Annotated in this window: 22 protein-coding genes; 15 read left to right on the top strand and 7 right to left on the bottom strand. The window is 70.8% G+C overall.

All coding sequences use genetic code 11. The annotated features are described in order from the left end of the window. Nucleotides 1–98: 98 nt before the first annotated feature. Together ACFYW8_RS18115 and ACFYW8_RS18110 are read right to left on the bottom strand one after the other, a co-directional pair. Nucleotides 99–1,328 carry a DUF349 domain-containing protein gene (locus ACFYW8_RS18115; RefSeq protein ID WP_365879379.1) on the bottom strand — a complete coding sequence of 410 codons (1,230 nt, stop codon included), beginning with the start codon at nt 1,326–1,328 and terminating at the stop codon, nt 99–101. 135 nt (nt 1,329–1,463) lie between these two features. After that, complete coding sequence (locus ACFYW8_RS18110) at nt 1,464–2,312, bottom strand: peptidylprolyl isomerase (RefSeq protein WP_365879382.1); 849 nt, start codon at nt 2,310–2,312, stop codon at nt 1,464–1,466. A 179-nt stretch (nt 2,313–2,491) separates the two neighbouring features. Between ACFYW8_RS18110 and ACFYW8_RS18105 the strand changes: the two genes are divergently transcribed. Continuing rightward, nucleotides 2,492–3,199 (top strand): MBL fold metallo-hydrolase, encoded by a 708-nt coding sequence (locus ACFYW8_RS18105; RefSeq protein WP_365879384.1) that lies wholly within the window; start codon nt 2,492–2,494, stop codon nt 3,197–3,199. Between the two features lie 12 nt (nt 3,200–3,211). Further along, nucleotides 3,212–4,474 carry a histidine--tRNA ligase gene (gene hisS / locus ACFYW8_RS18100; protein ID WP_365879387.1) on the top strand — a complete coding sequence of 421 codons (1,263 nt, stop codon included), beginning with the start codon at nt 3,212–3,214 and terminating at the stop codon, nt 4,472–4,474. Nucleotides 4,475–4,753: 279 nt separating this feature from the next. Here the strand turns inward: hisS and ACFYW8_RS18095 are convergent, their stop codons facing one another. The 4 genes from ACFYW8_RS18095 to ACFYW8_RS18080 are packed head-to-tail and all read right to left on the bottom strand — an operon-like array spanning nt 4,754 to nt 8,377. Further along, complete coding sequence (locus tag ACFYW8_RS18095; protein ID WP_389075635.1) at nt 4,754–5,377, bottom strand: response regulator; 624 nt, start codon at nt 5,375–5,377, stop codon at nt 4,754–4,756. After that, entirely contained in the window at nt 5,374–6,672 is a 1,299-nt protein-coding gene (locus ACFYW8_RS18090) for a sensor histidine kinase (protein WP_389075631.1), read from the bottom strand. Before ACFYW8_RS18090 ends, ACFYW8_RS18095 begins: the two co-directional genes overlap by 4 nt. After that, nucleotides 6,669–7,514 carry an ABC transporter permease gene (locus tag ACFYW8_RS18085; protein ID WP_365879391.1) on the bottom strand — a complete coding sequence of 282 codons (846 nt, stop codon included), beginning with the start codon at nt 7,512–7,514 and terminating at the stop codon, nt 6,669–6,671. Before ACFYW8_RS18085 ends, ACFYW8_RS18090 begins: the two co-directional genes overlap by 4 nt. Beyond that, entirely contained in the window at nt 7,511–8,377 is an 867-nt protein-coding gene (locus ACFYW8_RS18080) for an ABC transporter ATP-binding protein (protein ID WP_389075625.1), read from the bottom strand. The genes ACFYW8_RS18085 and ACFYW8_RS18080 overlap by 4 nt, the downstream gene beginning before the upstream one ends. Nucleotides 8,378–8,516: 139 nt before the next feature. On the opposite strand from ACFYW8_RS18080, the gene ACFYW8_RS18075 reads away from it, so the two are divergent. The 3 genes from ACFYW8_RS18075 to rpsD all read left to right on the top strand — a co-directional run bounded on the left by ACFYW8_RS18075 (nt 8,517) and on the right by rpsD (nt 11,524). Then, nucleotides 8,517–9,152: a vitamin K epoxide reductase family protein gene (locus tag ACFYW8_RS18075; RefSeq protein ID WP_389075620.1), complete on the top strand. Its 636-nt coding sequence runs from the start codon at nt 8,517–8,519 to the stop codon at nt 9,150–9,152. Nucleotides 9,153–9,229: 77 nt separating this feature from the next. Then, complete coding sequence (locus ACFYW8_RS18070; RefSeq protein ID WP_389075615.1) at nt 9,230–10,585, top strand: replication-associated recombination protein A; 1,356 nt, start codon at nt 9,230–9,232, stop codon at nt 10,583–10,585. Between the two features lie 324 nt (nt 10,586–10,909). Continuing rightward, on the top strand, nt 10,910–11,524 hold the full coding sequence (gene rpsD, locus ACFYW8_RS18065) for a 30S ribosomal protein S4 (RefSeq protein ID WP_054233962.1): 615 nt from the start codon (nt 10,910–10,912) through the stop codon (nt 11,522–11,524). Nucleotides 11,525–11,563: 39 nt separating this feature from the next. On the opposite strand, the gene ACFYW8_RS18060 is transcribed toward rpsD, so the two are convergent. Beyond that, a complete protein-coding gene (locus ACFYW8_RS18060) occupies nt 11,564–13,732 on the bottom strand; it encodes an ATP-binding protein (RefSeq protein WP_389075607.1) in 2,169 nt (722 codons plus the stop codon). 162 nt (nt 13,733–13,894) lie between these two features. On the opposite strand from ACFYW8_RS18060, the gene ACFYW8_RS18055 reads away from it, so the two are divergent. From ACFYW8_RS18055 to ACFYW8_RS18010, 10 genes are all read left to right on the top strand, one after another. Next, nucleotides 13,895–14,329 (top strand): DUF948 domain-containing protein, encoded by a 435-nt coding sequence (locus ACFYW8_RS18055; RefSeq protein ID WP_261702773.1) that lies wholly within the window; start codon nt 13,895–13,897, stop codon nt 14,327–14,329. A 7-nt stretch (nt 14,330–14,336) separates the two neighbouring features. Continuing rightward, a complete protein-coding gene (locus ACFYW8_RS18050; protein ID WP_365879401.1) occupies nt 14,337–14,708 on the top strand; it encodes a DUF6167 family protein in 372 nt (123 codons plus the stop codon). Then, nucleotides 14,708–17,380: an alanine--tRNA ligase gene (alaS, locus tag ACFYW8_RS18045; RefSeq protein WP_389075598.1), complete on the top strand. Its 2,673-nt coding sequence runs from the start codon at nt 14,708–14,710 to the stop codon at nt 17,378–17,380. The genes ACFYW8_RS18050 and alaS overlap by 1 nt, the downstream gene beginning before the upstream one ends. Before the next feature lie 11 nt (nt 17,381–17,391). Beyond that, on the top strand, nt 17,392–17,856 hold the full coding sequence (ruvX, locus tag ACFYW8_RS18040) for a Holliday junction resolvase RuvX (RefSeq protein ID WP_365879405.1): 465 nt from the start codon (nt 17,392–17,394) through the stop codon (nt 17,854–17,856). Nucleotides 17,857–17,980: 124 nt separating this feature from the next. Next, nucleotides 17,981–19,867, top strand: coding sequence for an endolytic transglycosylase MltG (gene mltG, locus ACFYW8_RS18035; RefSeq protein WP_389075594.1), 1,887 nt, complete (start codon nt 17,981–17,983; stop codon nt 19,865–19,867). Further along, nucleotides 19,848–20,687: a shikimate dehydrogenase gene (locus ACFYW8_RS18030; RefSeq protein ID WP_389075590.1), complete on the top strand. Its 840-nt coding sequence runs from the start codon at nt 19,848–19,850 to the stop codon at nt 20,685–20,687. The genes mltG and ACFYW8_RS18030 overlap by 20 nt, the downstream gene beginning before the upstream one ends. A 249-nt stretch (nt 20,688–20,936) precedes the next feature. Beyond that, nucleotides 20,937–22,121, top strand: coding sequence for a chorismate synthase (gene aroC / locus ACFYW8_RS18025; protein ID WP_389075586.1), 1,185 nt, complete (start codon nt 20,937–20,939; stop codon nt 22,119–22,121). Nucleotides 22,122–22,150: 29 nt separating this feature from the next. After that, nucleotides 22,151–22,633, top strand: coding sequence for a shikimate kinase (locus ACFYW8_RS18020; RefSeq protein ID WP_389076211.1), 483 nt, complete (start codon nt 22,151–22,153; stop codon nt 22,631–22,633). Continuing rightward, nucleotides 22,630–23,721 (top strand): 3-dehydroquinate synthase, encoded by a 1,092-nt coding sequence (aroB, locus tag ACFYW8_RS18015; RefSeq protein WP_365879413.1) that lies wholly within the window; start codon nt 22,630–22,632, stop codon nt 23,719–23,721. Before ACFYW8_RS18020 ends, aroB begins: the two co-directional genes overlap by 4 nt. 193 nt (nt 23,722–23,914) lie before the next feature. Beyond that, entirely contained in the window at nt 23,915–24,820 is a 906-nt protein-coding gene (locus ACFYW8_RS18010; RefSeq protein WP_365879415.1) for a Pro-rich N-terminal domain-containing protein, read from the top strand. Nucleotides 24,821–24,882 lie beyond the last annotated feature (62 nt).

Below are 24,882 nucleotides of genomic sequence, written 5' to 3'. Positions count from 1 at the left end.
GCACACGGCAGGGCACCACGCGAAGGGGCTCCCGTACGGTGCGTACGGGAGCCCCTTCGCGTGCTGTCCGACGGTTCAGCCGCCGAACCGTTGTCCGATCAGCCGCCGAACTCGTGAAGACCCTTCAGCGCCTGGTCCAGCAGCGCCTGACGGCCGTCCAGCTCCCTCTGGAGCTTGTCGGCCTTCGCGGTGTTGCCCGCGGAGCGCGCCGACTCGATCTGCCCCTGGAGCTTGTCCACGGCGGCCTGCAGCTGACCGGTCAGACCCTCGGCACGCGCGCGTGCCTCCGGGTTCGTCCGCCGCCACTCGGTCTCCTCCGACTCCTGAAGGGCCCGCTCCACCGCCTGCATCCGGCCCTCGACCTTCGGCCGGGCGTCGCGCGGCACGTGGCCGATGGCCTCCCAGCGCTCGTTCAGGGAACGGAAGGCCGCACGGGCCGCCTTCAGGTCCTGCACCGGGACGAGCTTCTCGGCCTCCTCGGCCAGCTCCTCCTTGAGCTTCAGGTTCTCCGTCTGCTCCGCGTCGCGCTCCGCGAAGACCGAGCTGCGCGCCGCGAAGAACACGTCCTGGGCGCCGCGGAAGCGGTTCCACAGGTCGTCCTCGTGCTCGCGCTGAGCGCGGCCCGCGGCCTTCCAGTCCGCCATCAGCTCGCGGTAACGGGCCGCCGTCGGGCCCCAGTCAGACGAGCCCGACAGCGACTCGGCCTCGGCGACCAGCTTCTCCTTGGTCTTGCGGGCCTCCTCGCGCTGCGCGTCCAGCGAGGCGAAGTGCGCCTTGCGCCGCTTGGAGAACGCCGAGCGGGCATGCGAGAAGCGGTGCCACAGCTCGTCGTCCGACTTGCGGTCGAGTCGCGGCAGCCCCTTCCACGTGTCCACCAGCGCGCGCAGCCGCTCACCGGCCGCCCGCCACTGGTCGCTCTGCGCCAGCTCCTCGGCCTCGACGACCAGCGCCTCCTTGGCGTGCCGCGCCTCGTCGGACTGCTTGGCCCGCTGGACCTTGCGTTCCTCACGGCGCGCGTCGACCGTCTCCACGAGCTTGTCCAGCCGCACCTTCAGCGCGTTCAGATCGCCGACCGCGTGGTGGGCGACCACCTGCTCGCGGATGTGATCGATGGCGGTCTGCGCGTCCTTCGCCGACAGGTCGGTCGTCTTCACTCGCTTTTCGAGGAGGCCGATCTCGACAACCAGGCCCTCGTACTTGCGCTCGAAGTAGGCCAGCGCCTCATCGGGGGAGCCGGCCTGCCAGGAACCGACGACCTGCTCGCCGTCGGCCGTACGCACGTACACGGTCCCCGTCTCGTCGACGCGTCCCCACGGGTCGCTGCTCACAGCGCCTCCTCCACATGATGCCTGTGAGGGGCGTCAGCGCCCCCTGGCATCGTCCACAGTTTCGTCACGGCCAACATAGGCGACCGGCGGGGCGGCTGTCCGCATCCCGCGCGACCGAAATTCAGCAGCGAGCGGTCAGGATTTCGTCACGGTCAGCTTGTTGATGACGACGGTCGCGTTGGGCGCGGTGTTGCCCGTCTGAGGATCGGCGGGCTGCGCACCGGCGGCAGCGATCTTCTTGAGGGCCTTCATTCCCGCATCGGAAATTGTTCCGAACGGTGCGTAGTCGGGCGGCAGCTGACTGTCCTGGTAGACGAGGAAGAACTGGCTGCCGCCCGTGTGGCGGCCCTGCTGCGTCTGGGCGTTGTACTGGTTCGCCATCGCAACGGTGCCCGCGGGGTACACGTTGCCCTTGAGGCTTTTGTCCTTGAGGTTCTCGTCCGGGATCGTGTAGCCGGGACCGCCGGCGCCGGTGCCCTGCGGGTCACCGCACTGGAGCACGTAGATGCCGTCGGTGGTGAGCCGGTGGCACTTGGTGTGGTCGAAGTAGCCCTTGCCGGCGAGGAACGCGAACGAGTTCACCGTGTGCGGGGCGGCGGCGGCCTTGAGCGCGATGTCTATGTCACCGCACGTCGTCGCCATCTTCATCGTGTAGCCCGCGGACTTGTCGATGGTGACCGCCGGCTCCTTCTTCCAGGTGAGCGGCTTCACCTTGCCCGCGGCGGGCTTCTCGCAAGGATCCGGCGCCTTGCTCGTCGGCGAGGCGCTCGGCGTCACCTCGGCGCCAGCGTTGGCCTTCTTGTCGTCGCTCTTGAAGGCCCCGGTCAAGTACGACAGCGCGCCGCCCGCGACGACCACGCCGACGACCGCCGCGATCACCGCGTTGCGTGTATGGGTCTTGCGTCGCGCCGATGTGCGGCGCTGCTGCTGCCGCAAGAACTTCTCCCGGGCGAGCTGACGCCGCCGCTGTTCCTGGCTGACCACCGGGTTTCTCCTCGTGCGTCTCGTACGTCGGTTGGGACGCGTGCGTCTCGTGAGCCGACCGCCTGCGTGTGACCCGTACCGTATATGGGTTCGCTGAGGAATCGGCAGCGCCGGTAGGCTCTGATCCACAGCCACCCGCCCGTACGACACCAGCGCGTACGCCACCACGAAGGACGATCGTGCTCATTGCCGGGTTCCCCGCCGGGGCCTGGGGGACCAACTGTTATCTGGTCGCCCCCGCCGCGGGTGAGGAGTGCGTGATCATCGACCCGGGCCATCAGGCCGCCCAGGGAGTCGAGGACGCCCTCAAGAAGCATCGGCTCAAGCCCGTCGCGGTCATCCTCACCCATGGCCACATCGACCATGTCGCCTCGGTCGTCCCGGTGTGCGGGGCGCACGACGTGCCGGCCTGGATCCACCCCGAGGACCGGTACATGATGAGCGACCCCGAGAAGGCGCTCGGCCGGTCCATCGGCATGCCGCTGATGGGCGAGCTGACCGTGGGGGAGCCCGACGACGTGCGGACGCTGACCGACGGCGCGGAGCTGAAGCTGGCGGGCCTCGACCTCTCCGTCGCGCACGCGCCGGGCCATACGAAGGGGTCGGTGACGTTCCGGATGCCCGAGAGCGCGGACATCCCGTCCGTGTTCTTCTCCGGGGATCTGCTCTTCGCCGGCTCCATCGGACGCACCGACCTGCCGGGCGGCGACATGGACGAGATGCTCGACTCGCTGGGCCGTGTGTGCCTGCCGCTCGACGACTCGACCGTGGTGCTGTCCGGCCACGGCGCCCAGACGACCATCGGCCAGGAGCGCGCCACCAACCCGTATCTGCGGCAGGTGGCCGCCGGCCAGGGAGCCTCGCCTGCTCCCCGACGAGGAATGTGACGAGAGACCTTCGTGAGTACTTTCCAGGCCCCCAAGGGCACGTACGACCTCATTCCGCCGGACAGCGCCAAGTATCTCGCTGTCCGCGAGGCCATCGCCGCGCCGCTGCGCAACTCCGGCTACGGCTACATCGAGACGCCCGGTTTCGAGAACGTCGAGCTGTTCGCGCGCGGTGTCGGTGAGTCCACCGACATCGTGACCAAGGAGATGTACGCCTTCGAGACCAAGGGCGGCGACAGGCTGGCCCTGCGCCCCGAGGGCACCGCCTCGGTGCTGCGCGCGGCTCTGGAGGCCAACCTGCACAAGGCGGGCAACCTCCCCGTCAAGCTCTGGTACTCGGGCTCGTACTACCGCTACGAGCGTCCCCAGAAGGGCCGTTACCGCCACTTCTCCCAGGTGGGCGCCGAGGCGATCGGAGCCGAGGACCCGGCGCTCGACGCCGAGCTGATCATCCTGGCGGACCAGGCGTACCGCTCGCTGGGCCTGCGGAACTTCCGCATCCTGCTGAACAGCCTGGGCGACAAGGAGTGCCGCCCCGTCTACCGGACCGCACTGCAGGACTTCCTGCGCGGCCTGGACCTCGACGAGGAGACCCTCCGGCGTGCGGAGATCAACCCGCTGCGCGTGCTCGACGACAAGCGCCCGGACGTCCAGAAGCAGCTGGGCGGGGCGCCGTTGCTGCGCGACTACCTCTGTGACGCCTGCAAGGCGTACCACGAGGAGGTGCGCGACCTGATCACGGCCGCGGGCGTCTCCTTCGAGGACGACCCGAAGCTGGTGCGCGGTCTCGACTACTACACGCGGACCACCTTCGAGTTCGTGCACGACGGTCTCGGCTCGCAGTCCGCGGTCGGTGGCGGTGGCCGCTACGACGGGCTGTCCGAGATGATCGGCGGCCCCGCGCTGCCGTCCGTCGGCTGGGCGCTGGGCGTCGACCGCACGGTGCTGGCGCTGGAGGCGGAGGGCGTGGAGCTCGAACTCCCCGCGGCCACCAGCGTGTTCGCGGTGCCGCTCGGAGAGGAGGCCCGCCGCGTGCTCTTCGGCGTGGTCACGGAGCTGCGCAGGGCCGGTGTCGCCGCCGACTTCTCGTACGGCGCGAAGGGGCTCAAGGGCGCGATGAAGAACGCGAATCGCAGCGGGGCCCGCTTCACGATCGTCGCCGGCGAGCGTGATCTCGCCGAGGGCGTCGTGCAGCTCAAGGACATGGAGTCCGGGGAGCAGTCGGCGATCGGCGTCGCCGAGATCGTGGCCGACCTGCGGTCCCGCCTGGGCTGAGGGGCGGGTCCGCCGCCTCGGCGGCCGCCCCGCCAGGGCCGGTCTCCGGACCGGTCCGGTCAGATTCAGATATCGGGCCGAGTCCTGCGACGGGGTTCTCCCGGGGAGATGGCGGCCCTGGCCTCGGCGGACCGGGCCCGAGGGAGCCGGGCGGACGCTTTCCGCGGTCCGCCCGGCTCCGGGGGCTTCACCCCGGACCCCCGTCCGCGAACGACGGTGGTGCCGCGGGACTTCAGCCCCACCGTCCTCGGGGAAGCGGCAGGACAGGGTGGGGGAGCCTCACTCCAGCAATCCGAAGCGCATCGCGCTCGTCACCGCGGCCGTCCGGTCGTCCACCCCCAGCTTCCCGAAGACCCGCAGCAGATGTGTCTTCACGGTGGACTCGCCGATGAAGAGCCGACGTCCGATCTCCGCGTTCGTGCAGCCCTCGGCCACCAGCCGCAGCACCGCGGTCTCCCGCTCGGAGAGCCGGGGCCGCTCCGGCCTGGTGCGGAGCTGGTCGACCAGCCGGGCCGCGACGGACGGGGCCAGCACGGTCTCGCCCCGCGCGGCGGCCCGTACGGCGTCCGCCAGTTCGGCACGCGGCAGATCCTTCAGCAGATAGCCCGCGGCCCCGGCCTCCACGGCCCGCAGGATGTCCCGGTCCGTCTCGTACGTCGTCAGCACGACCACCCGGCAGGACAGCCCGGCTCGCGTCATCCGCTCGATCGCCTCGACGCCCCCGCCCCCGGGCATCCGCAGGTCCATGAGCACGATGTCGGGCCGGAGTTCGGCGGCCAGCGCCTCCGCGCGCGGCCCGCTGGACGCGTCGCCGACCACCTCGAGATCGGGTTCGGCGCTGAGCATCGCCCGCAGCCCTTCGCGTACGACGGGATGGTCGTCGGCGAGGATGATCCGGATCACGCGTCACTCCCGGGGACGGGCAGGCACACGATGACGGTCGTGCCGTCGCCCGGCGCGCTGCGGACCAGAGCCGTACCGCCCACCTCGGCGGCCCGCGCGCGCAAGCCTGCCAGCCCGTATCCGCCGACCGGCACGGCGGGGTCGAAACCCCGGCCGTCGTCGCGTACGGAGAGGGCCAGCGAGTCGGCGGTGTAGGCGAGGGTGACGGTGATCGCGGGGGAACTCCCGGCGTGCTTGCGGGCGTTGGCCAGTGCCTCCTGGCACGAGCGGAGGATCACCACCTCGGTGCCCGCGGGCAGCGGGCGTACCGGGCCGGTCACATCGAGGCTCGCGCCGTGGCGGGCGGCCAGCCGGCGCAGCGCGTCGGGCAGCGTGGCGCCGTCCAGGTCGGCGGGCGTACCCCCGCTCACCAGGGCCCGCGCCTCGGCGAGGTTCTGCCGGGCGGTCTCGTCCATCAGCGCCAGATGCAGGCGGGCCTGCGGCAGGTCGCGGTCGAGCTCCGCCTCGACGGCCTGGACCAGCATCAACAGGCTGGTGAAGCCCTGCGCGAGCGTGTCGTGGATCTCCCGGGAGAACCGTTCTCGCTCGGCCAGCGCTCCGTGCGCGGCCGAGAGCCGGGCGATCTCGTGGCGGCCGGCGTCCAACTCGGCGATCAGCGCGGCCCGTTCCAGGCTCTGCTCCATGATGCGGATGATCCAGCTGCCCAGGGCCGTCGAGAACACGAGCGTGACCACGGCGAAGACCGTGTTGAAGAAGAGGTCCTGACCCGAAGGCCGCCACAGCATGGCCCAGCCCGCCACCGGCGCGATGTTGATGACGGTCGCGGCGGTGAGCGCCCGGCGCAGCCGTAGCGCGATGAAGCACTGGGGGATGAGCGCGAAGGTCATCAAGCGGGTCTCGCCGACCAGCACCCCGGGCGGCAGGAACAGCAGGACCGCGCCCGCGATGTATCCGAGGGCGCGGCGCTCGTCGGGGGCATCGGCCGTGAGGACGGGGCGCCCGACCAGCAGATACCAGGGGATCAGCAGCAGGAGCAGCCCGCCGGCCGCGAGACGGACGTGCCACGCCGGGTGCGCCGTGCCGAGCACGAACACCAGGGTGGCCACCCACACGATCGCGAAGTAGGAGTCCCAGAGCCGGAACGAGAGCTCCCAGGTGTTCGACGCACGGGCCCCGCCCGGCACCCGAGCTGTTCGGGCCTCGTCCGGCACCGGAGCTGTTCGGGCCCCGCCCGGTGCCGGACCTGTTCGGGCCTCGTCCGGTGCCGGGTCGGGGCGCGCGGCCGAAGTCGTCATCCGTCGCGCCGGCTCTTCCAGCGGAAGGTCAGCAGGCAGAGCAGCAGTCCTCCGAGGCACCACGCCCCGAGTACCAGGGCGATCCGTCCGAACTCCCAGTCGCCCGCCTGCTCGAGGACCTTGGCGGAGTCGGGCAGGAACACCCCGCGCAGCCCCTGGCACATCCACTTGAGGGGGAACAGCGCGCCGATGTTCAGCATCCAGTCCGGGATGGTGTCGACCGAGATGTAGACGCCGGAGATGAACTGGAGGACCAGGAAGGGCAGGACGACCACCGACGTGGCGCTCCTGCCCGTCTTCGGGACCGAGCTGATCGCGATGCCGAGCAGGGCGCAGGCGGTGAGACCCAGGACGAAGATCCAGCCGAAGTCCGCCCACCTGCCGGGGTCCGAGGGCAGGTCGACGTCGTACAGCGTGGTGCCGACGAGAAGCAGGATCGCCGTCTCCAGGGCGCCGGTCACGAGGACGAGCCATATCTTTCCGAAGAAGTACGCGGCCGGCGGCATCGGGGTGCCGCGCAGCCGGCGCAGCACCTTCTCGTCCCGTTCGATCGCGATCGAGATGCCGAGGGACTGGAAGCTCGTCGACATGATGCCCGCGGCCATCATCGCCGGGACGTACAGCTGGGAGGCGGTGATGCCCGCGCCCTTCACGTCGTTGCTGAAGATCGACGCGAACAGGAACAGGAAGACGACCGGGAAGGCGAAGGTGAACACCACCTGGTCGCGCTGGCGGAAGAACTGCCTGATCTCCAGAGCGCCGCGCCGCAGCCCCAGCCCCCACGCGCCGGGCAGCCGGCCGTCCGCGGTCTTCGTGCGCAGACGTGCGTCGGTCGTGGTCATCGCGCGTCCTCCAGGCCGGTCAGTCGCAGATAGACGTCCTCCAGAGTGGGGCGGCTCACCCGGAGTCCCGGGATCTCCCCGTCGAAGCGCCGCGTGAGCCCGGCGACCGTCCTGGTGGGGGTGTCCGTGCGCTCGCTGCGCGGGCTGCCGTCGGCCTCCGTCCACTCGACCGTGGCCTCGGTGCCGAAGCGCTCACGCAGTGCGGCCGGTTCGCCCTCGGCGACGACCCGGCCCCGCGCGATGACCGCCAGCCGGTCCGCGAGGGCTTCCGCCTCCTCCAGGTAGTGCGTGGTCAGCAGGATGGTGGTGCCCTCGTCGGCCAGCCTCCGGATCAGCTCCCAGAACTGCCGTCGCGCCGCCGGGTCGAAGCCCGTGGTCGGCTCGTCCAGGAGCAGCAGCTCGGGGCCGCCGATCACACCGAGGGCCACGTCGAGCCGGCGGCGCTGACCGCCCGACAGCGACTTGATCCTGCTGCCCGCCTTCTCATCGAGCCCGACCAGTCCGATGACCTCCTCGGGATCACGGGGATTCGGGTAATAACGCGAGAAATGCCGCACCGTCTCGCCCACCGTCAACTCGGCGGGCGCGGATTCGTCCTGCCAGACGATTCCGACGCGTGAGCGCCACGCGCGCGTGCCCGTCGCCGGGTCCGATCCGAGCACCGAGACCTCGCCCGCGTCCCGCCGCCGATTGCCCTGGAGGATCTCCACGGTGGTGCTCTTGCCCGCGCCGTTCGGTCCGAGCAGGCCGAAGACCTCGCCCCGCCGGATGCCGAGATCGATGCCGTCGACGGCGGTCACGTCCCCGTACTGCTTGCGCAGCCCCCGTACGTCCACCGCGAGTTGGTCCGCGTGTGTTGTCATGCCGACGAGCTTCCCCCCGAACCGAACGCTCCGGGACGGCCTTGCGTACCTTCTTATGTCCACCGAACGGTGGACAGGCGGGCGTGTGCGGCAGAATGAGCCTGCCCGCAGGCCCCTTCGAAGCTACGGAAACGGCGTGATGAGCAAGACGACAGTCAAGGACGCCCCGACGGACCAGGAACGCCCCGCCGCTCCCCGGACGGTCGGCGGCAGCCGTGCCCTCGCCCTGCTGCTGGTGATCACGGGCGCCGCCGGTCTGCTCGCCGCGTGGGTCATCACGATCGACAAGTTCAAGCTGCTGGAGAACCCGAACTTCGTGCCCGGGTGCAGCCTGAACCCGGTCGTCTCCTGCGGCAACATCATGAAGAGCGCCCAGGCCTCGGCCTTCGGCTTCCCGAACCCGATGATGGGACTCGTCGCCTACGGCATCGTGATCTGCGTCGGTGTGAGCCTGCTCGCCAGGGCCACCTACCCGCGCTGGTACTGGCTGACGTTCAACGCCGGCACGCTCTTCGGGGTGGCGTTCTGCACATGGCTCCAGTTCCAGTCGCTGTACCGGATCAACTCGCTCTGCCTGTGGTGCAGCCTCGCCTGGGTCGCCACGATCACCATGTTCTGGTACCTGACGTCCTTCAACGTCCGCAACGGCTTCCTGCCCGCACCGCGCTGGATCAAGAGCTTCTTCGGCGAGTTCACCTGGGTCCTGCCGACGCTGCACATCGGCATCATCGGCATGCTGATCCTGACCCGCTGGTGGGACTTCTGGACCAGCTGACCGGCCCGCGGGGATCGCGGACCGGCTGACCGACGGCGCTGCGGGGATTGTCAGTGGCCCCCGGTAGGGTTCTTGACGTGGAGCCCGACCTGTTCACCGCCGCGGCCGAAGAACGCCAGGAGAAGGACCCGTCCAGCAGTCCCCTGGCGGTACGGATGCGCCCGCGCACCCTCGACGAGGTCGTGGGGCAGCAGCATCTGCTGAAGCCGGGCTCACCCCTGCGCAGACTTGTCGCGGAGGGGAGCGGCGGCCCGGCCGGACCGTCCTCGGTGATCCTCTGGGGCCCGCCGGGCACCGGCAAGACGACCCTCGCGTACGTCGTCTCCAAGGCCACCGACAAGCGCTTCGTGGAGCTCTCCGCGATCACCGCGGGCGTCAAGGAAGTACGTGCGGTCATCGAAGGCGCCCGCCGCGCCACCGGCGGCTACGGCAAGGAGACCGTCCTCTTCCTGGACGAGATCCACCGCTTCAGCAAGGCCCAGCAGGACTCCCTGCTCCCGGCCGTGGAGAACCGCTGGGTGACGCTGATCGCCGCGACCACCGAGAACCCGTACTTCTCGGTGATCTCTCCGCTGCTCTCCCGCTCCCTCCTCCTCACCCTCGAACCCCTCACGGACGACGACCTGCGCGGCCTGCTGCGCCGGGCACTCACCTCCGAGCGCGGTCTGAAGGAAGCCGTCGCCCTGCCCGGGGACGCCGAGGAGCACCTGCTGCGGATCGCCGGCGGCGACGCCCGCCGTGCCCTGACCGCCCTGGAGGCCGCGGCCGGCGCGGCCCTCGACAAGGGCGAGCCGGAGATCACCCTCCAGACGCTGGAGGAGACGGTCGACCGCGCCGCCGTGAAGTACGACCGCGACGGCGACCAGCACTACGACGTGGCGAGCGCCCTCATCAAGTCCATCCGCGGCTCCGACGTGGACGCGGCCCTGCACTACCTGGCCCGGATGATCGAGGCGGGCGAGGACCCCCGCTTCATCGCCCGCCGCCTGATGATCTCCGCGAGCGAGGACATCGGCCTCGCCGACCCGAACGCGCTGCCCATAGCGGTGGCCGCCGCCCAGGCCGTCGCGATGATCGGCTTCCCGGAGGCCGCGCTCACCCTCAGCCACGCGACCATCGCCCTGGCGCTGGCCCCGAAGTCCAACGCCGCGACCATGGCCATCGGCGCCGCGATGGAGGACGTGCGCAAGGGCCACGCGGGTCCGGTGCCGACGCATCTGCGTGACGGGCACTACAAGGGCGCCGCCAAGCTCGGGCACGCGCAGGGCTATGTGTACCCGCACGACCTGCCCGAAGGCATCGCCGCCCAGCAGTACGCGCCCGAGGAACTCGCGGACCGGGAGTACTACACACCGACCCGGCACGGCGCCGAGGCGCGCTACGCGGACGCGGTGGAGTGGACCCGCAAGCGCCTCGGTAGAGGGCGGTCGTGAGCACCCTGTAACATGTCTCGAAGCGCTGCGTCCCGCGTCCGGCTCCGGTCGGCATCACCCAACGGGACATGCAGCCGGAACCCCGACACCGTACTCGTACGGGCGAGGGGATCCAGGAGCGTCGCGCACCGTCGAAGGTGTCGCGGGCTGCCCACCACCACCCGGTTTCCGGGAACGGTCGGTGGGCTACTCGTGTGCTGCACGTTGTGCCCAGACCAGGGAGCGGCTGCCCGGCAGGCCCATCAGGGCCCGCAGGGTTTCCCAGGCTGCGGATGCGACCTCCTTTAACCCGGGTGAGCCGGAATAAGGAAAGAGAAACAGACAGTGGCGAATCAGTCCCGCCCCAAGGTCAAGAAGTCGCGTGCGCTCGGTATCGCGCTGACCCCGAAGGCCGTCAAGTACTTCGAGGCCCGCCCCTACCCGCCGGGCGAGCACGGCCGTGGCCGCAAGCAGAACTCGGACTACAAGGTCCGTCTGCTCGAGAAGCAGCGTCTGCGCGCGCAGTACGACGTGTCCGAGCGCCAGCTCGTCCGCGCCTACGAGCGTGCCTCCAAGGTCCAGGGCAAGACCGGTGAGGCCCTGATCATCGAGCTGGAGCGTCGTCTCGACGCGCTGGTCCTTCGTTCGGGCATCGCCCGCACGATCTACCAGGCCCGCCAGATGGTCGTTCACGGCCACATCGAGGTCAACGGCCAGAAGGTCGACAAGCCCTCGTTCCGCGTCCGTCCCGACGACGTCGTGATGGTCCGCGAGCGCAGCCGCAGCAAGACGCTGTTCGAGGTTTCCCGCGCCGGTGGCTTCGCCCCCGACGGTGAGACCCCGCGCTACCTCCAGGTGAACCTCCCGGCCCTGGCGTTCCGCCTGGACCGTGAGCCGAACCGCAAGGAGATCCCGGTGATCTGCGACGAGCAGCTCGTCGTCGAGTACTACGCCCGCTGATCTTCTTACAGCGGACGCGGTACCACCTGCGCGTCAGTGTCAGCCCGTCGTCCCCCCGCCCTTCGAGGTGGGCGAGACGGCGGGCTCTCGCATGTCCGGGGGCAGCCCGCGCGGCGACGGCAACGCCCCCAGCGGCGGAGCCCCGGCCCCTTTGAGCGCCCGGGCGACCGCCGCGTCCTGCCCGAGCAGCTCCCCCGCGCGCAGGCACTCCTCGTACCGTTCGTCGCCCAGCCGCTGCCGGGAAAGGGCCGCACACCGCTCGTGCGGCGCGTTGTAGTACGCCGAACCGAACAGCGGCAGACCCACCGACGGCCACATCCGCGACGCCGCCCCCTGGAGCAGCGCGGCCTCGGCCGGATCGCCCTCAACCGCCGTGACCAGGGCGAGCAGCTCGACCGCGAGGACGGCGCCGAGCAGATCGTGGAAGCTGTGCGCGATACCGAGGCCCTGTTCCAGGAGATCCCGGGCCCGCGCCTGATCGCCCCCCGTCTGGGCCTCGTACGCCAGGACGTACAGCGCGTACGCCAGCGCCCAGCGCTCCCCGTGGTCCTCGCAGACCCCGCGCACGTCCTCGCACAGCTTCACCGCGCCCGGCAGATCGCCCTGGAAGGCGAGCGCCATCGCCAGCTCGACCTGGCCCATCAGCACGTTGCTGTTCAGCTCGCCGATCTCGTGATAGCGGTCCAGCGCCGAGCGCAGCAGGGACTCGGCACGCGCCATGTCGTCCGTGACCAGGGCCAGGCAGCCGGTGCGGTGTTCGGCGTAGGCGACCGCGACGGCGTTCCCGGAGCGCTCCGCCTCATCGCGGCACTCCTGGAGCGCGGACAGCGCGGGCACCGAGTCCCCCTGGAGGACCGCCACATAGCCGAGCACCCACAGGGCCTTCAGCCGTGACTGGTCACGGTCGCCGTCGAGCTCGACACTGCGCTCCAGCCAGTGCCGGCCCTCGGAGAGCCGGCCGCAGCCGACCCAGCAGAACCACAGGGCGCCCGCCAGATACTGGCCCAGGTGCGCCTCCTCCGGTTCGGTCAGTGAGTACTCCAGCGCGCGGCGCAGATTCGGCAGCTCCGTCTCGACACGCGCCGCCACCTCGCCCTGCCGCGGCGAGAACCAGTCCAGCTCGCACCAGGTGGCCAGGCCCATGTACCAGTCACGGTGCCGGCGCCGGAGCCGCACCGCGTCGCCCGTCGCCGCCAGCCAGTCCGCGCCGTACGCCCTGACCGTGTCGAGCATCCGGTAGCGCACACCCGCCGCCGACTCCTCGCGCGCGAGCACCGACTGTGCGAGCAGGGCGCCGAGCACATCGAGGACGTCGTCGGCGTGCAGTCCGTCCCCGCTGCACACGTACTCGGCGGCCTCCAGGTCGAACTGCCCGGCGAACACCGACAGCCGCGACCACAGCAGCCTCTCCTGCGGCGTGCACAGCTCGTGGCTCCAGCCGATCGCCGTCCGCAGCGTCTGGTGCCGCGGCGGCGTGTCGCGCCCGCCGCCGGTCAGCAGCCGGAAACGGTCCTTCAGCCGGGCGAGGAGCTGCGCGGGCGACAGGGCGCTCAGGCGTCCCGCCGCCAGTTCCAGCGCCAGCGGGATCCCGTCCAGGCGCCGGCACAACTCCTCGACGTCGGACCGGTTCCCCTCGTCCAGCGCGAAGCCGGGCACCCGGGCCGCCGCCCGGCGCGCGAACAGCTCCACCGCCTCCGTGGCGGCCAGCGGAGCCAGCGGGAAGACCCGCTCGCCACCGACGTCCAGCGGCCTGCGGCCCACGGCCAGCACCCGCAGCCCGGACGCCCGCCGCAGCAACTCGCCCACCAGCGAGGCGCTCACGTCCACCAGGTGCTCGAAACCGTCCAGGACCAGGAGGAGCCGGCGTCCGGCCAGATGGTCGAGCAGCACCTGGCGCGGCGGCTTCGCCGTGTGGTCCGTGAGACCGAGCGCCTCGGCCACCGCGTACTCGACGAGTTCCGGGTCGTGCACCGCGGACAGGTCCACCCGCCACACCCCGTCGCGTACGTCCGTCCTGGCCGCCGCCCGCGCCGCGAACCGTGTCTTGCCGACGCCTCCCACACCGGTCACGGTGATCAGGCGCCCCGTCTCCAGCGCCTCGGCCAGCCGCGCGAGTTCGGTGGCGCGCCCCACGAACGCGTCGAGTTCCAGGGGCAGATTGCCGGGTGTCGCAGGACCGGAGCACCGGGCGCGGTGAGAACGCTGCATGAGATACGGAGCGTACTGACCCATAAGCACTCCGTACAATCGCTTCGCGCAACTCCACACTCCGGAGCCGTGAAATGCGGTACGGAGCCCCGGCCCCGGCGCGATAGGCTCGGGTGACGACTTTTCGATGTTCAGGCACACAGTCAGGGAGCGGGTGCAACAGTGTCCGGTGGTGAGGTGGCCGGGATCCTGGTGGCCGTCTTCTGGGCGATCCTGGTCTCCTTCCTCGCCGTCGCGCTGGTGAGGCTGGCCCAGACGCTCAGGGCGACCACCAAGCTCGTGGCGGACGTGACCGACCAGGCCGTCCCGCTCCTCGCGGACGCCTCCGCGGCGGTGCGCTCCGCGCAGACGCAGATCGACCGGGTCGACGCCATCGCGTCGGACGTCCAGGAGGTCACGTCGAACGCCTCGGCGCTGTCGACGACCGTCGCCTCCACGTTCGGCGGCCCGCTGGTCAAGGTCGCGGCGTTCGGCTACGGCGTGCGCCGGGCCATCGGAGGCCGTCGAGAGAATGTGCCCGACAAAGCGTCCCGGCGTACCGTGATCGTGGGCCGCACCGTCCCGTCCGCGCGGCGGGGAAAGCGGAAGAAGGACTGACGCAGCGATGTTCCGCCGTACGTTCTGGTTCACCGCAGGCGCAGCCGCGGGTGTATGGGCCACCACCAAGGTCAACCGCAAGCTCAGGCAACTGACCCCCGAGAGCCTCGCGGCCCAGGCCGCCAACAAGGCGATCGACGCGGGCCATCGGCTGAAGGAGTTCGCGCTCGACGTCCGCGACGGGATGGCCCAACGAGAGGCCGAACTCGGCGAGGTGCTCGGCCTGAACGAGCACCCGGACTCCGAACTGCCCCCGCAGCGCCGTACCGCCGCCATCGGCGACACCCGGCGGCCCGGCGCCAAGCAGCTCGGCAACAACAAGCAGATCAAGTACATCGAGAACACGACGTACTCGTACAACCGGAATGAGGACCACTGATGGAGTCGGCTGAAATCCGCCGCCGCTGGTTGAGCTTCTACGAGGAGCGCGGTCACACCGTCGTCCCTTCGGCGTCGCTCATCGCGGACGACCCGACTCTGCTCCTGGTCCCCGCCGGCATGGTCCCCTTCAAGCCGTACTTCCTCGGCGAGGTCAAGCCGCCGTGGCCGCGCGCCACCAGCGTGCAGAAGTGCGTGCGCACACCCGACATCGAAGAGGTCGGCAAGACCACCCGCCACGGCACGTTCTTCCAGATGTGCGGCAACTTCTCCTTCGGCGACTACTTCAAGGAAGGCGCCATCACCTACGCCTGGGAGCTGCTCACCTCGCCCCAGGACAAGGGTGGTTACGGGCTCGACCCCGAGCGTCTGTGGATCACGGTCTACCTCGACGACGACGAGGCCGAGACCATCTGGCGCGACAAGATCGGCGTCCCGGCCGAGCGCATCCAGCGCCTGGGCAAGAAGGACAACTACTGGTCCATGGGCGTCCCCGGACCCTGCGGACCGTGTTCCGAGATCAACTACGACCGCGGTCCCGAGTTCGGCGTCGAGGGCGGCCCGGCCGTCAACGACGAGCGGTACGTGGAGATCTGGAACCTGGTCTTCATGCAGTACGAGCGCGGCGAGGGCACCTCGAAGGACGACTTCGAGATCCTCGGCGAGCTGCCCAGCAAGAACATCGACACCGGTCTCGGCATGGAACGCCTCGCCATGATTCTGCAGGGTGTGCAGAACATGTACGAGATCGACACCTCCATGGCCGTCATCAAGAAGGCCACCGAGCTGACGGGCGTCGAGTACGGCGCCGCCCAGGGCTCCGACGTCTCGCTGCGCGTGGTCACCGACCACATGCGCACCTCCGTGATGCTCATCGGCGACGGCGTGAGCCCCGGCAACGAGGGACGCGGCTATGTGCTGCGCCGCATCATGCGCCGCGCCATCCGCAACATGCGCCTGCTGGGTGCCTCCGGCCCTGTCGTCAAGGACCTCATCGACGTCGTGATCGCGATGATGGGTCAGCAGTACCCGGAACTGGTGAGCGACCGGCAGCGGATCGAGACCGTGGCCCTCGCCGAGGAGGCCGCCTTCCTCAAGACGCTGAAGGCCGGCACGAACATCCTCGACACGGCCATCACCGACACCAAGGACTCCGGCGGCACGGTCCTCGCCGGCGACAAGGCCTTCCTGCTCCACGACACCTGGGGCTTCCCGATCGACCTCACCCTCGAAATGGCCGCCGAACAGGGCCTGTCGGTGGACGAGGACGGCTTCCGCCGCCTGATGAAGGAGCAGCGGGACAAGGCCAAGGCCGACGCCCGCGCCAAGAAGACCGGCCACGCCGACCTCGGCGCGTACCGTCAGATCGCCGACGCCGCCGGAGAGACCGACTTCATCGGCTACGACCGCACCGAGGCCGAGTCGACGGTCGTCGGCATCCTCGTCGACGGTGTCTCCTCCCCGGCCGCCACCGAGGGCGACGAGGTCGAGATCGTCCTCGACCGCACCCCGTTCTACGCCGAGGGCGGCGGCCAGATCGGTGACACGGGCCGCATCCGGGTCGACACCGGTGCCGTCATCGAGATCCGCGACTGCCAGAAGCCCGTCCCGGGCGTGTACGTCCACAAGGGCGTCGTCCAGGTCGGCGAGGTCACCGTCGGCGCCAAGGCCCAGGCCACCATCGACGTACGCCGTCGCACGGCCATCGCCCGCGCCCACTCGGCCACGCACCTCACGCACCAGGCGCTGCGCGACGCTCTCGGTCCGACGGCCGCCCAGGCCGGTTCCGAGAACCAGCCCGGCCGCTTCCGCTTCGACTTCGGCTCCCCGTCCGCCGTCCCGACGGCCGTGATGACGGACGTCGAGCAGCAGATCAACGAGGTGCTCGCCCGCGACCTGGACGTGCACGCCGAGATCCTGAGCCTCGACGAGGCCAAGAAGCAGGGCGCCATCGCCGAGTTCGGCGAGAAGTACGGCGAGCGCGTCCGCGTCGTGACCATCGGCGACTTCTCCAAGGAGCTGTGCGGCGGCACGCACGTGCACAACACCTCCCAGCTCGGCCTGGTCAAGCTGCTCGGCGAGTCGTCCATCGGCTCCGGCGTGCGGCGCATCGAGGCCCTCGTCGGCGTCGACGCGTACAACTTCCTCGCCCGTGAGCACACGGTCGTCGCCCAGCTCCAGGAGCTGGTCAAGGGCCGCGCCGAGGAGCTTCCGGAGAAGATCTCCGCCATGCTCGGCAAGCTGAAGGACGCCGAGAAGGAGATCGAGAAGTTCCGCGCGGAGAAGGTGCTGCAGGCCGCCGCCGGACTCGTTGACTCCGCCAAGGACGTGAACGGCGTCGCCCTGGTGACCGGTCAGGTCCCGGACGGCACGGGCGCCGACGACCTGCGCAAGCTGGTCCTCGACGTGCGCGGCCGCATCCAGGGCGGACGGGCCGCCGTCGTGGCCCTGTTCACGGTCGCGGGCGGCAAGCCGCTGACGGTCATCGCCACCAACGAGGCCGCCCGCGAGCGCGGTCTGAAGGCCGGCGAGCTGGTCCGTGCGGCCGCCAAGACCCTCGGCGGCGGCGGTGGCGGCAAGCCGGACGTCGCTCAGGGCGGCGGCCAGAACCCCGCCGCCGTCGGCGAGGCCATCGACGCGGTCCAGCGCCTCGTCGCCGAGACGGCCAAGTAAGGGCCGCGGACATGCGCAGAGGACGTCGGCTCGCGATCGACGTCGGGGACGCCCGGATCGGGGTCGCCTCGTGCGACCCCGACGGGATCCTCGCGACACCGGTGGAGACGGTCCCGGGACGTGACATCCCGGCCGCCCACCGCCGGCTGAGGCAGCTCGTCGAGGAGTACGAGCCGATCGAGGTCGTCGTCGGGCTCCCTCGCTCCCTCAAGGGGGGCGAGGGCCCCGCCGCGGTGAAGGTCCGTGCCTTCGCCCAGGAGCTCGCGGGCGGGATCACTCCCGTTCCGGTGCGGCTCGTGGATGAGAGGATGACCACAGTCACGGCGGGTCAGGGCCTGCGCGCCGCGGGCGTGAAAACGAAGAAGGGCCGGTCGGTCATCGACCAGGCGGCCGCCGTCGTCATTCTGCAGCAGGCGCTGGAATCCGAACGGGTGTCAGGCAAGTCGCCCGGCGAGGGCGTCGAAGTGGTCATGTGATCGCGATACGGTAACGTTCCGCCCGATGCGGTGGTGTTCGAACAGCCTTCGCACAGTTAAAGAGGCGGACGGGAGCCGAGCCACACGAGCCGGCAGCTGCCGGCTCGCGGCCTGTAGGGGATCGATGACTGAGTATGGCCGGGGCCCTGGCTCCGAACCGTGGCATCCGGAGGACCCGTTGTACGGGGACAGCGGATGGGGCGGACAGGCCGCCGACGGCCAGTCCGCCTACGACGGCGGCCAGCCGCAGCACTATCCGCAGCAGCAGGCGCAGCAGGGCGACTGGGGCCAGGGTCAGCAGCAGTACGGCCACCAGGGCGGGCCGGGGCAGTACCAGGACCAGCAGCAGTTCCAGGGGCAGCAGTACGGCGACCAGGGTCAGCAGCAGTACCCGGGTCAGGGTCAGCAGCAGTACCCCGGCCAGGGCCAGCAGCAGTACGGCGACCAGGGCCAGCAGCAGTACGGCGACCAGGGCCAGCAGCAGTACGGCGACCAGGGCCAGCAGCAGTACGGCGACCAGGGCCAGCAGCAGTTCAACGGTCAGGGTCAGCAGCAGTACCCGGGTCAGGGTCAGCAGCAGTACCCCGGCCAGGGCCAGCAGCAGTACCCCGACGGCGGCCAGAACCCCGGCGCACAGGGCCAGGGGTCCTACGCCGCCGACCCTGCCGACCCCTACGCCGGCCAGTACACGGGTGAGCAGCCCGACTTCTACAACACCCCCGACGCCTATCCGCCGCCGGAGCCGCCCGCCCGGCGCCGCGCCGAGCCCGAACCGGAGCCGGACTGGGACCCGGGGCCGGACCAGGGCGAGCACGCGTTCTTCGCCGGTGGCGACGACGACGATGACGACGACCTCGACGGCGACGGTGACGACCCGAAGGGCCGCAAGGCCCGCGGTGACCGCAAGGTCCGGGGCGGCGGCACGGGCAAGAAGAAGCGTCGCAGCGGCTGCGCCTGTCTGGTGGTCGTCATGGTCTTCGGAGGCGGTCTCGCCGCAGCCGGAGTTTTCGGCTACCACTACTACCAGAATCGTTTCGGCTCGGCTCCCGATTACAGCGGCGAGGGCACGGGACAGGTGCCCGTCGTCATCGCCAAGGGCGAGGGCGGCTACGTCATCGGCCAGAAGCTCAAGGCGCTCGGTGTCGTCAAGAGCGTGGACGCTTTCGTGTCCGCTCAGGCGGAGAATCCCAAGGGCAAGTCGATTCAGGCGGGTGCCTATCTCCTGCGGAAGGAGATGTCGGCCGCGAGCGCCGTCGAGCTGCTCCTCGACCCCAAGAGCCAGAACAATGTGACCGTGCCGCCCGGTTTCCGCAACGCCCAGGTGTACGCGGCGATCGACAAGAAGCTCGGTCTCGCCGACGGCACCACCAGTGGCGTCGCGAAGAAGGAGTACAAGAGCCTGGGGCTCCCGAGCTGGGCGAACACCGACAAGGACATAAAGGATCCGCTGGAAGGGTTCCTCTACCCGCTCACGTATCCCGCCGCCAAGGGCATGAAGCCCGAGGCCATCCTGAAGAGCATGGTCGCGCAGGCCAACAAGAGGTACGTCGCTCTGGGACTCGTGGCGAAGGCCAAGGCTCTCAAGCTGGACAATCCGCTCCAGGTGGTCACGGTCGCGAGCCTGGTGCAGGCCGAGGGCAAGACGCACGACGACTACCGGAAGATGGCCGAGGTCGTCTACAACCGGCTGAAACGCACCAACACCGAGACCAATCAGAAACTGCAGTTCGACTCGACCTTCAATTACCTGAAGGGTCAGAGCAAGATTCACATCAGTTCGTCCGAGATCAACAGCAATCCGGACCCGTACAACACCTACACTCACGCGGGTCTGCCGCCCGGTCCGATCGGCAACCCGGGTGACGACGCTTTCAGGGCGGTGTTCAACCCTACGAAGGACGGCTGGCTCTATTTCGTGGCGACAGACGGTCAGAACAACACCGAATTCGCCAAGACGTTGGCCCAGTTCCAAAAGCTCAAGGACAAATTCAATGCCAGCTCGGGCAACTGATGCCCGCCGGGCCGCGGTGCTCGGCTCGCCGATCGCCCACTCCCTCTCCCCGGTGCTGCACCGCGCCGCGTACCGGGAGCTGGGCCTCGGGGACTGGTCGTACGACCGCTTCGAGGTCGGCGAGGAGGCACTGCCCGGGTTCCTGGACGGTCTCGGACCGGAGTGGGCCGGGCTCTCGCTGACCATGCCGCTCAAGCGGGCCGTGATGCCGCTGGTCGACGAGATCAGCGAGACGGCCGCGTCCGTCGAGGCGGTCAACACCGTCGTGTTCACCGAGGACGGACGGCGCGTCGGCGACAACACCGACATCCCCGGGATGGTCGCCGCGCTGCGCGAGCGGGGGATCGGGCAGGTCGACTCGGCCGCCGTCCTCGGGGCCGGCGCCACCGCGTCCTCCGCGCTGGCCGCCCTCGCGCGGATCTGCACCGGCGAGGTCGTCGCGTACGTCCGCAGCGAGAAGCGGGCCGCAGAGATGCGGACGTGGGGCGAGCGGCTCGGCGTCGAGGTGCGCACCGAGGACTGGGCCGACGCCGAACAGGCGCTGCGGGCGCCGCTGGTGATCGCCACGACCCCGGCGGGGACCACGGACGCGCTGGCCGCCGCCGTCCCGGAGCGCCCCGCGACCCTCTTCGACGTGCTGTACGACCCCTGGCCGACCGACCTCGCGGCGCGCTGGTCGGCGTACGGCGGGGCCGTGGTCGGCGGGCTCGATCTGCTCGTGCACCAGGCGGTGCTCCAGGTCGAGCGGATGACCGGTCGCACGCCCGCGCCCCTCACTGCCATGCGCAAGGCGGGCGAACACGCGCTCGCCGCCCGGTAGGCGAACCGCCGACAGCGACGGTTGCCGGACGGCCCGACACGGGCCCGCCGAGGCGCCCCTGGGGGCGTAAGCGGAGCGGCGCGACCCGGCCGGGTGCGTCCGCCTGATGGACCTGCGGCCGGTTCCCGTCCCCGGACGTGGGAGGATCGGAGACGGCGGGCCAGGGCCGCGCACCCGGTCGCGCCGTCGCCGTACGCGAGGACGCGTGTACGCAGCAGCAGTACCAGGGCGCGAGCATGAGGAGCACCGTTGAGCAGGTTGCGCTGGCTGACCGCGGGGGAGTCCCACGGTCCCGCACTCGTCGCGACGCTGGAGGGTCTTCCCGCCGGCGTCCCGATCACCACGGAGATGGTGGCGGACCACCTCGCCCGGCGGCGCCTGGGCTATGGACGCGGTGCCCGGATGAAGTTCGAGCGCGACGAGGTCACCTTCCTCGGTGGCGTCCGGCACGGTCTCACCCTCGGCTCCCCGGTCGCCGTCATGGTCGGCAACACCGAGTGGCCCAAGTGGGACCAGGTCATGGCGCCCGACCCGGTCGCCCCGGAGATCCTCGCCGACCTCGCCCGCAACGCCCCGCTGACCCGCCCCCGGCCCGGCCACGCCGACCTCGCCGGCATGCAGAAGTACGGTTTCGACGAGGCCCGGCCGATCCTGGAGCGCGCCTCCGCCCGCGAGACCGCGGCCCGAGTCGCGCTCGGCACGGTCGCCCGCTCGTACCTGAAGGAGACGGCCGGGATCGAGATCGTCTCCCACGTAGTCGAACTGGCCGCGGCCAAGGCACCGTACGGCGTCTACCCGAAGCCCTCCGACGTGGAGAAGCTCGACGCCGACCCGGTGCGCTGCCTCGACGCCGACGCCTCGAAGGCGATGGTCGCCGAGATCGACCAGGCCCACAAGGACGGCGACACGCTCGGCGGCGTCGTCGAGGTGCTCGCGTACGGCGTACCGGTGGGCCTCGGCTCGCACGTCCACTGGGACCGCCGTCTGGACGCCCGGCTCGCGGCCGCGCTCATGGGCATCCAGGCCATCAAGGGCGTCGAGGTGGGCGACGGTTTCGACCTGGCCCGGGTGCCCGGTTCGCAGGCCCACGACGAGATCGTCCGGACCGAGGACGGCATCCGCCGCTCCACCGGCCGCTCCGGCGGCACCGAGGGCGGTCTGACCACCGGCGAACTGCTGCGCGTACGCGCGGCCATGAAGCCGATCGCCACCGTGCCGCGCGCGCTCGCCACCATCGACGTCGCCACCGGCGAGGCCGCCAAGGCCCATCACCAGCGCTCCGACGTCTGCGCGGTCCCGGCCGCCGGCATCGTCGCCGAAGCCATGGTCGCCCTCGTCCTCGCCGACGCCGTGGCCGAGAAGTTCGGCGGCGACAGCGTTCCGGAGACCCGCCGGAACGTGCGGAGCTACCTCGAGAACCTGGTCGTCCGGTGACCGCCCCACGGCTGGTCCTGGTCGGCCCGATGGGGGTCGGCAAGTCCACGGTGGGCGCGCTCGTCGCCGAGCGGCTCGGCTGCGCCTACCGGGACACGGACGACGACATCGTGGCCGCCGAGGGCCGCACCATCGCCGACATCTTCCTCGACGACGGCGAGTCCGCCTTCCGCGCCATCGAGAAGCGGGCGGTGAGCGAGGCGCTCGCCGGGCACGACGGTGTGCTGGCGCTGGGCGGCGGTTCGATCCTCGACGCGGACACCCGGGCGCTGCTCGCCGGCCACCAGGTCGTCTACCTCTCGATGGACGTGGAGGAGGCGGTCCAGCGCACCGGACTGAACGCGGCCCGGCCGCTGCTCGCCGTCAACCCCCGCCGCCAGTGGCGCGAGCTGATGGAGGCACGCCGCCACCTGTACACCGAAGTCGCCCGAGCGGTCGTGGCGACCGACGGCCGTACCCCCCAAGAGGTCGCCCAAGCGGTCCTCGACGCAGTGGAGTTGAAGGAAGCATGAGCGAGGCAGTGACCCGTGTCCAGGTCGGCGGCACCGCCGGTACCGACCCCTACGAGGTCCTGATCGGCCGTCAACTCCTCGGTGAGCTCGGCGGGTTGATCGGCGGCAAGGCCAAGCGTGTCGCCGTGATCCACCCCGAGGCGCTCGACGGCACCGGCGAGGCGCTGCGCGCCGACCTGGCCGAGCAGGGCTTCGAGACCGTCGCCATCCAGGTGCCGAACGCCGAGGAGGCCAAGACCGCCGAGGTCGCGGCCTACTGCTGGAAGGCGCTGGGCCAGTCCGGCTTCACCCGCACCGACGTCATCGTCGGCGTCGGCGGCGGCGCCACCACCGACCTCGCCGGTTTCGTGGCTGCCACCTGGCTGCGCGGGGTTCGCTGGATCGCCGTCCCCACCACCGTGCTCGCCATGGTCGACGCGGCGGTCGGCGGCAAGACCGGCATCAACACCGCCGAGGGCAAGAACCTCGTCGGTGCCTTCCACCCGCCCGCGGGCGTGCTCTGCGACCTGGCGGCGCTCGACTCGCTGCCGGTCAACGACTACGTCTCCGGGCTCGCGGAGATCATCAAGGCCGGCTTCATCGCCGACCCGGCGATCCTGGAGCTCATCGAGTCAGACCCCGAGGCGGCCCGGACGCCCGCCGGCCCGCACACCGCCGAGCTGATCGAACGCTCCATCAAGGTCAAGGCCGAGGTCGTCTCCGGCGACCTCAAGGAGTCGGGGCTGCGCGAGATCCTCAACTACGGTCACACGCTCGCGCACGCCATCGAGAAGAACGAGCGCTACAAGTGGCGGCACGGTGCGGCGGTCTCCGTCGGCATGCACTTCGCCGCCGAACTCGGCCGCCTCGCGGGCCGGTTGGACGACGCGACCGCAGACCGCCACCGCACGATCCTGGAATCCGTCGGTCTCCCGCTGAGCTACCGCTACGACCAGTGGCCCAAGCTCGTGGAGAACATGAAGGTCGACAAGAAGTCCCGCGGCGACCTGCTGCGCTTCATCGTCCTCGACGGGCTGGCCAAGCCGACCGTCCTGGAGGGCCCGGATCCGGCGGTCCTGCTCGCCGCGTACGGCGAGGTCGGCGAGTAGCGGGCGGCGCCCAGCGCGGACGTATGGTCCGAAGGACCCCTGCTCAACCCGTTTTGCCTCTCCCTCCCGGGCACTTCGCACCCTCCCCGGCCGTTCACACAACGGCGGCCGGGGAAGGTACCGTTCGGTAGCGACGGGACCGGCGTCCCGTCCAGCCAGCGCACATCGCCTGTACGAGACGGAGTGGCACCGGATGCAGCACGCAGTGGGGGCTCCGCTGCCGCCGCCCCACCAGCCGGGGCAAGGACGGGCCGCCGGATGGTCGCCGGCCGGTCAGTACCCGGGGCAGCAGGGTCCCGCGCCCGCTCCGGGCTTCGCCGGGGCGCCGGTGCCGCCCGGCGCCCCTCCCGCCCAGGCCCCGCAGCATCACCTGCCGCCGCACCAGGTGCCCCCGCAGCCTCCGCAGCACCCGTCCGCGCAGCCCCCGCCGCACCCTTCCGTGCCGCCGGCGCAGGACGCCACCGGGCATGTACGGCTGCCTCCGGGGGTCTCGGTGGCCGTGCCGAGCCCGCCGCCCGCCGCGGGCGCGCCCGATCCGGCGGCCACCACCCTCGCGATCCTGCTGATCGGCCCCGCGGGCGCCGGGAAGACCAGCGTCGCCAAGTACTGGGCGGACCACCGCCGGGTGCCCACGGCCCACATCAGCCTCGACGACGTACGCGAATGGGTGCGCTCGGGGTTCGCCGACCCGCAGTCGGGATGGAACGACCATTCCGAGGCGCAGTACCGTCTCGCCCGCCGCACCTGCGGCTTCGCCGCCCGCAACTTCCTGGCCAACGGCATCTCGTGCATCCTCGACGACGCCGTCTTCCCGGACCGCCCGGTCGTCGGCCTCGGTGGCTGGAAGCGGCACGTCGGCCCAGGGCTGCTGCCGGTCGTGCTCCTGCCGGGCCTGGAAGTGGTCCTGGAGCGCAACGCCGAGCGCTCCGGGAACCGCAGGCTCAGCGACGAGGAGGTCGCGCGCATCCACGGCCGGATGGCCGGCTGGTACGGCTCCGGGCTCCCGATCATCGACAACTCGCAGCTCGACGTGGCGGCCACGGCCCGCGTGCTGGACGACGTTCTGGCGCGGTCGATCGCCAGCCCGCCGCAGTGGTGAGCGGGCCGCAGGGCTGAGCGGGCCCCGCGTCCGCCCGTCCGGCCCCCCGCGTCCGCCCGTCC

Source organism: Streptomyces sp. NPDC002742 (assembly GCF_042888885.1).
GTDB lineage: Bacteria > Actinomycetota > Actinomycetes > Streptomycetales > Streptomycetaceae > Streptomyces.
The sequence above is the reverse complement of the archived record's forward strand: the minus strand, read 5'-3'. Positions and strand labels throughout refer to the sequence as shown.